This window comes from Acinetobacter sp. YH01022 (genome assembly GCF_013420235.1).
GTDB lineage: Bacteria > Pseudomonadota > Gammaproteobacteria > Pseudomonadales > Moraxellaceae > Acinetobacter.
On the sequence record NZ_VOYP01000079.1, the window covers coordinates 1 to 6,617 of the forward strand.

6 protein-coding genes are annotated in these 6,617 nt (G+C 40.7%); 3 read left to right on the plus strand and 3 right to left on the minus strand.

What is annotated here, in order from left to right:
- Window positions 1–216 precede the first annotated feature (216 nt).
- Together FTT87_RS15375 and FTT87_RS15380 are read right to left on the minus strand one after the other, a co-directional pair.
- Entirely contained in the window at window positions 217–1,128 is a 912-nt protein-coding gene (locus FTT87_RS15375) for a bestrophin family protein (RefSeq protein ID WP_180044604.1), read from the minus strand.
- A gap of 130 nt (window positions 1,129–1,258) precedes the next feature.
- Window positions 1,259–2,980 carry a glutamine--tRNA ligase/YqeY domain fusion protein gene (locus FTT87_RS15380; RefSeq protein WP_180044605.1) on the minus strand — a complete coding sequence of 574 codons (1,722 nt, stop codon included), beginning with the start codon at window positions 2,978–2,980 and terminating at the stop codon, window positions 1,259–1,261.
- A 166-nt stretch (window positions 2,981–3,146) separates the two neighbouring features.
- Here FTT87_RS15380 and FTT87_RS15385 point away from each other — a divergent pair, with 166 nt between their 5' ends.
- Window positions 3,147–3,656 carry a peptidylprolyl isomerase gene (locus tag FTT87_RS15385; RefSeq protein ID WP_166168257.1) on the plus strand — a complete coding sequence of 170 codons (510 nt, stop codon included), beginning with the start codon at window positions 3,147–3,149 and terminating at the stop codon, window positions 3,654–3,656.
- Window positions 3,657–3,774: 118 nt separating this feature from the next.
- On the plus strand, window positions 3,775–4,494 hold the full coding sequence (locus FTT87_RS15390; protein WP_180044606.1) for a UDP-2,3-diacylglucosamine diphosphatase: 720 nt from the start codon (window positions 3,775–3,777) through the stop codon (window positions 4,492–4,494).
- Window positions 4,495–4,755: 261 nt separating this feature from the next.
- On the opposite strand, the gene hpaI is transcribed toward FTT87_RS15390, so the two are convergent.
- A complete protein-coding gene (hpaI, locus tag FTT87_RS15395; RefSeq protein ID WP_180044607.1) occupies window positions 4,756–5,553 on the minus strand; it encodes a 4-hydroxy-2-oxoheptanedioate aldolase in 798 nt (265 codons plus the stop codon).
- A gap of 251 nt (window positions 5,554–5,804) precedes the next feature.
- Between hpaI and nfsB the strand changes: the two genes are divergently transcribed.
- Window positions 5,805–6,458 (plus strand): oxygen-insensitive NAD(P)H nitroreductase, encoded by a 654-nt coding sequence (gene nfsB / locus FTT87_RS15400; RefSeq protein ID WP_180044724.1) that lies wholly within the window; start codon window positions 5,805–5,807, stop codon window positions 6,456–6,458.
- The last annotated feature ends 159 nt before the right edge of the window (window positions 6,459–6,617 follow it).

Genomic DNA, 6,617 nt, shown 5'->3' on the forward strand with positions numbered 1-6,617 from the left:
ACGGTTCAATTTCTTTAAAGGCTTCTCGACTAATGTCGCTGGGATATGGTTTTCTCATTGAATAATTTTAACAAATTCTTTTTTTAAGTGCTAAAAAAGAATGAAATTAATACTGGATAGGCTCTTAGTGATAGCATACATCTGAAATTCATGGCTATCACTGAATTGTTAAAGACTTAAACAGCGCCGTGTAGAAGCAAAAATGATTTTCTAAACTTAACTTAAATTACCTTTATAGCTTGAAAGTACTGGCGGAATTTCAGCCCCTAATGAACTTAACATTTCCCGTTCAATATTTCGCACAATCGAATTGAGGGGTAAATCATTTTCTTGAAGTCCAAATGGTTCTTCCAACTCTGCACTGAGCGCATCCAAACCTAAAAACAAATAGGCAATTAATGCCACAATTACGGGTGTCCAAATACCGAAACTCGCTTCAATACTGAAGGGCAAAATTAAACAGAATGAATAAACTGCCCGATGCAATAAAACTGAATAAGAAAATGGCAATGGCGTAGTCATAATACGATCACAGCCTGCATGAATGTCGCCCATGGCAACCGTATGTCGAGTCAAGGTGCTATAGATAATGTCGCTGATTTGACCTTGCTTATAACACAGCACCAAATCTTTTTGCATAATCTCAAGTAAATACTGCGGCGCATTGATATGTTCAGCACATTGCTGCCATTGCCCATCGCTTAAATTGACAGCATTTCGGAAATGTTGAATATCTGTTGCTTGATGACGTAAGCGGTCGCGTAGCAGGTAACAAAATAACATAACCCGATACATCAAAATCTGACGTTGAGAGTCTTCCAGCACATGACTATCACGAATAATATGCCGTGTATTGGCAATCAGTGCGCCCCAAAGCTTGCGCCCTTCCCACCAGCGATCATAACAGGCCGTATTCCTAAAACTTAAGAAAATCGAAAGAATCACACCGAAGATGGTAAAGCCAATGGCAGGAACTTCTGGCATAGTCAAGAAATGTGCTGCACTTAAATACACCAACAGTGCCGATAAACTGACTACAACCGCTAGAGCTGGCATCACTTTAGGTAAAATTGTGCCATGCCATGCAAATAACAGCATAAAGCTATTATTTTTATCTCGAATAATCACAAATTTCCCCTCATGAAACCTAGTCGCTTCAATATTTATAAAATAGCTGTCATGAAAAAGCCCAACCGAAGTTGAGCTTGATCTAAACATTTTTGACTCAACAGTGAATCATCCTAGAGCATAAACAATGTTATTTTCCAGGCTTAAAGCTGTCTTTTAAGTCCAGAATACGGTTAAACACTGGTTTTTCTGCCGTGTGATCATATTGATCTGCAACGAAATAACCTTCACGTTCAAACTGGAAGCGGTCTTCAGGCTTCGCTTCAGCTAAAGCCGGTTCAATCACCGCTTGAACCACTTTGAGTGATTCAGGATTTAAGTTGGCAAGGAAGTCATCACCCACTTCCGGATCAGATTCAGTGAATAAACGGTCGTAGATACGCACTTCTGCAGGCACACCTTGGGTTGCAGATACCCAATGAATAACGCCTTTCACTTTACGACCTTCCGGATTTTTGCCTAAAGTTTCAGGGTCAATTGAACATTTCAGTTCAACCACTTCACCATTGGCATCTTTAATCACTTCATCACACTTGATCACATAAGCATGGCGTAAACGTACTTCGCCTTCTGGAATTAAGCGTTTAAAGCCTTTAGGCGGTACTTCTTCAAAGTCTTTACGGTCGATGTAAATTTCAGACGTTAATGGAATGATACGATCACCCATCTCAACGTTCGGATGACGTGCATGACTCAGGTTCATTGCTTCAGGCAGGTTAGTCAAAGTCACTTTCAATGGATTCAACACCGCCATGCCACGTGCAGCGGTATTTTCCAAAGACTGACGGATGCAGTATTCCAGCATAGCAACATCGACAATACCGTCAGACTTGGAAACACCCACGCGTTTACAGAAATCACGCAAACCTTCAGGCGTGAAACCACGGCGGCGCATCCCTACAACGGTTGGCATACGTGGATCATCCCACCCTTGTACAAAGCCACCTTCTACCAGTTTACGCAGTTTACGTTTAGAGGTAATGGTGTAATCGACATTTAGACGGCTTGATTCGTACTGACGTGGAACAGCTGGAGATTTAACTTTCTCGATAACCCAGTCATAAAACGGACGGTGATCCTGGAATTCCAAAGTACATAAAGAGTGAGTCACACCTTCAATGGCATCAGATAATGGATGCGCATAGTCGTACATTGGATAGATTTTCCATTTATCGCCAGTCTGGTGATGAGCAGAATGCAGAATTCGATACAGGATCGGATCACGCATATGCACGTTTGGAGAAGCCATATCAATCTTGGCACGCAATACAGCCTGACCTTCACCCAGCTCGCCATTACGCATTTGTTCAAAACGCACCAGGTTTTCTTCTACAGTCGCGTCACGGAATGGAGAGTTTTTACCTGGTTCTACAAATGAACCACGGTTTAACTTGATTTCTTCAGGTGTTTGTAAATCTACATAAGCATCGCCCTGTTCAATCAGTTGTACTGCCCATGTGTACAGTTGATCAAAATAGCTAGATGCATAGCGAGGTTCACCGTTCCAGTTAAAACCGAGCCATTTTACGTCGTTGGCAATCCCATCCACATATTCTTGTTCTTCTGCGTCCGGATTGGTATCGTCAAAACGCAGGTTACATACGCCATCAAATTCTTGTGCAATACCAAAGTTCAAACAAATCGCTTTCACGTGACCAATGTGTAAATAACCATTCGGTTCTGGTGGAAAACGCGTGATCACTTGCTGTGTAAGGCCTGCTGCCAAATCGTCAGTAATGACCTGACGTACAAAGTCTAAGCCCGGCTGTTGTTCTTGCTGCGCAGCATCGACAGGTTGATTACTTGTTGTCGGGTTATTTGGCAGGGATGAAACAACATCATTCGGCTTCATAGTTGATAAATCACTTCTATAAGATAAAATAGGATAATTAAAACGCTTTTCTGGTTTTTTTAACAAAGAAAATAACGTTTTCGCTTGCCTTGTAGTTTACAGTTTGCTTATGCTTCTCTCAACCAAAAACCCATGGCTTTTTTGTCCATGATCAGGAGATTATAGAATGAGTTTTCCTCAAGTCGAATTAAACACCAATAAAGGACGTATTGTTCTTGAACTTAATTCAGAAAAAGCACCTAAAACTGTGGCTAACTTCCTGGAATATGTTCGTGATGGTTTTTATGATGGCGTAATTTTCCACCGTGTAATTGACGGTTTCATGATCCAGGGCGGTGGCATGGATGAAAATTTCAAAGAAAAAGCAACGCGTGATTCAATTGAAAACGAAGCAGACAACGGTTTAAGCAATGATGAAGGTACCATCGCAATGGCGCGTACCCAAGCTCCTCATTCAGCTTCTGCTCAGTTCTTCATTAACGTGAAAAACAACTCTTTCCTTAACCACACTGGTAAAACAGCTCAAGGTTGGGGTTATGCCGTATTTGGTAAAGTAGTTGAAGGTATGGATGTCGTTGCTGATATCAAAGGCGTTCGCACAGGTAACCGTGGCTACCACGCTGACGTTCCTCTAGAGAACGTTGTGATTGAATCTGCAAAAATCATTTCTGAATAAAGAACGTCCTCTCCGTCTTTAATGAGTTTTAAAGCAGTGCTTTAAAACGGAATAATGTTAAGGATATAGTTCCTCTATCCAATAGATGGACTTTGAGAGGAAGTATTAAGGAAAATACGTGACCTATCTGTTTATCTCTGATTTACATTTGTCACCTGAACACCCTCGACTCGTTCGGGGGTTTTTGGATTTATTAGACAGTTATAAAGATAAAAATACCCAGCTTTATATTTTGGGTGACTGGTTTAATGCTTGGATTGGTGATGACTATACAGCCCCCTGGCTAGATGACATTGTCCATGCCCTGCAAAAGTTTCATCATGCCGGCAATCAGATATATTTTCTGGCTGGCAACCGCGATTTTGCTTTAGGCAAAAAATTCTTAAAACAATTCAATGGCACATTGCTGTCCGAACCGGCCATTTTAAAAATATCCGACACCACATACCGTTTAGAACATGGTGATCTGCTCTGCACAGACGATGTGTCCTACCAAAAATTCCGCAAGATCATTCGTAATCCATTACTTTTAGGTTTTTTAAAACGCATGCCTTTAAGTTTTCGGCAACAACTGGCTAATGGTTTCCGTAAAAAAAGTGCTGAAACCAAACAGATGAAGTCTTATGACATCATGGATGTAAATCAGTTCGCGGTGAAAGTTGCCTTAGAACATATTGACGTACTGATTCATGGCCATACTCATCGTTCTGCAATACATGATATTCAGGGTAAGAAACGGATTGTGCTAGGTGACTGGCGCGAACATTCGGCACAGATTTTAGAGATCAATCCTGCACATAAAAATGTAAAATTAGAATTAAAGACTTGGGCTTATTAAATATAAATTTTCATAATTAACTTTTATAACTTGACTATGTCATTCACAATCTGTCGAGAACTAGGCTGTAATGTTTCTGCGATGAAAAAAATTTAGCTGACCAAAAATAAAACAGGCTTTGTGAATGACAAATGCCTTTGGTCTTACCAAGCAATGCTTTTCAAGGCAAAATAAAGCAGCACATAGAACTCCTGACCTCACAATTACAGCTGGTAGGAGTCCATCAGGTACAATTTAAAAGCTGATATAAAATATTAAAAATTAATACCCACCTTCAGATTTTATCACTTCCGCATCATTTTTATATTTGGCTAAAAGCTCGCGCAGTGAATTCATTAATACGCTGGTATCCACCCCTACCGCAACAAACTCGGTACCCAAATCAATATATTTTTGCGTTACGTCATGCACCGTTGATAAAATCCCCGCTGCTTTACCCGATGCCCGAATGCGTTGAATGGCATCAACAACCGCTTTTTGTACTTCCGGATGATTCGGATTACCCTGATATCCCATGGTCGCAGACAAATCTACAGCGCCAATAAATACACCGTCAATTCCCTCCACTTTTAAAATATCATCCAGATTTTCCAGACCTGTCACAGATTCAATCTGAATCAGCAGACAAATATTTTCATGTGCTGTTGCATAATAATCCGGGATACTGTTCCAGCGTGTTGCACGGGCCAATGCGGCACCTACGCCACGAATTCCTTCTGGCGGATAACGTACCGCTTTCACCATCAGCTCAGCCTGCTCAACCGTTTCCACCATGGGAATCAATAAAGTTTGCGCCCCAATATCCAAAAGTTGCTTAATCAGCTGCACACTGCCAATAGGTGGACGAACCACAGCTTGTGATGGATACGCTGCGATACTTTGCAATTGAGAGAGTGTGGTTCTTAAATCGCTCGGTGCATGTTCCCCATCAATGAGTAACCAGTCATAGCCTGCATTGGCCGCAATTTCAGTGCCGTAAGCATCTGCCAGCCCCACCCATAACCCAATCTGCTGTTGGGTTTTTAATCGTCTTTTAAAATGGTTTGTATCATCTATCATTGTCTGACTCGGTCTACAGGCGATGTAATTATTCGATTAAACGTGATTTAACAAAAAGTACCAATATAGATTTCGTATTTCGTCATTGTATATTGCTATTAATTATACATTTTATTAAGTTTTTTACTTTTATTCACCATAAAAATTCACACGCTTGATGCCAAAATATAAGCTATCCCATAATTCTTCCAAGCCATTTCAGCAAGGAATCAGGTAAAATCATTAAAAATTTAATAGTGGAAATGTCACTCATGGATTTATTAAACGTTTCAAAATCACGCTACACAACGAAAGCATATGATCCCAGTAAAAAAATTCATCAAGAGCAGTTTGAACGTTTATTAGAAATCCTGCGTCTCACGCCATCCTCCATCAATATTCAGCCCTGGCATTTTTTTATTGCCGATGATCAAGGCGCCAAAGAGCGTATCGCCAAAGCCTTGGTTGGGAAATATGCCTACAATGCACCTAAAGTTCTAGATTCTTCTCATACCATTCTGTTCTGTACCAAAGCGGATATTTCAGAACAGCACCTTGATACCCTGCTCAAGCAAGATGATCTTAGTGGCCGTTTTAAAGATGAAAAAGCCAAACAGGGCCAAAAAGACAGCCGTAGCGGTTATGTGGATTATTACCGTAATGAAAAAGGGGATATTCAGCGCTGGGCAGAAAATCAGACTTTTATTGCGCTCGGTCAAATGTTACTGGCCGCAGCTATTGAAGGAGTTGATGCCACCCCTATTGGCGGATTTGATGAACAGATTATTCGCCAGGAATTGGAATTAGATGAAAAAGGGTTAATTCCATCAGTGATTATGACGCTAGGTTTCCGCAGCGAAAATGATTTCAATGCTCAGTTACCCAAGTCACGCCTGAGTCGTGAAGAAATTTTCACCAAGCTGTGATTAAAAAAAATTACAATAAAAGGGGCGAATATGCCACTGCTGTCCCATAGTTTGCTTTAAATAAAAAAACCTGAGTCCTAACAGTTAAAATATGAGTGCAAACAAACACTTTAACGACCAGGATTCAGGTTTTGTCACATCAGAATACCGTATTTCATG

Excerpts from the sequence above, each read along its gene's own strand:
- FTT87_RS15380 (WP_180044605.1), bottom strand. The coding sequence starts at position 2,980 with ATGAAGCCGAATGATGTTGTTTCATCCCTGCCAAATAACCCGACAACA.
- FTT87_RS15385 (WP_166168257.1), top strand. The coding sequence starts at position 3,147 with ATGAGTTTTCCTCAAGTCGAATTAAACACCAATAAAGGACGTATTGTT.
- hpaI (WP_180044607.1), bottom strand. The coding sequence starts at position 5,553 with ATGATAGATGATACAAACCATTTTAAAAGACGATTAAAAACCCAACAG.
- nfsB (WP_180044724.1), top strand. The coding sequence starts at position 5,805 with ATGGATTTATTAAACGTTTCAAAATCACGCTACACAACGAAAGCATAT.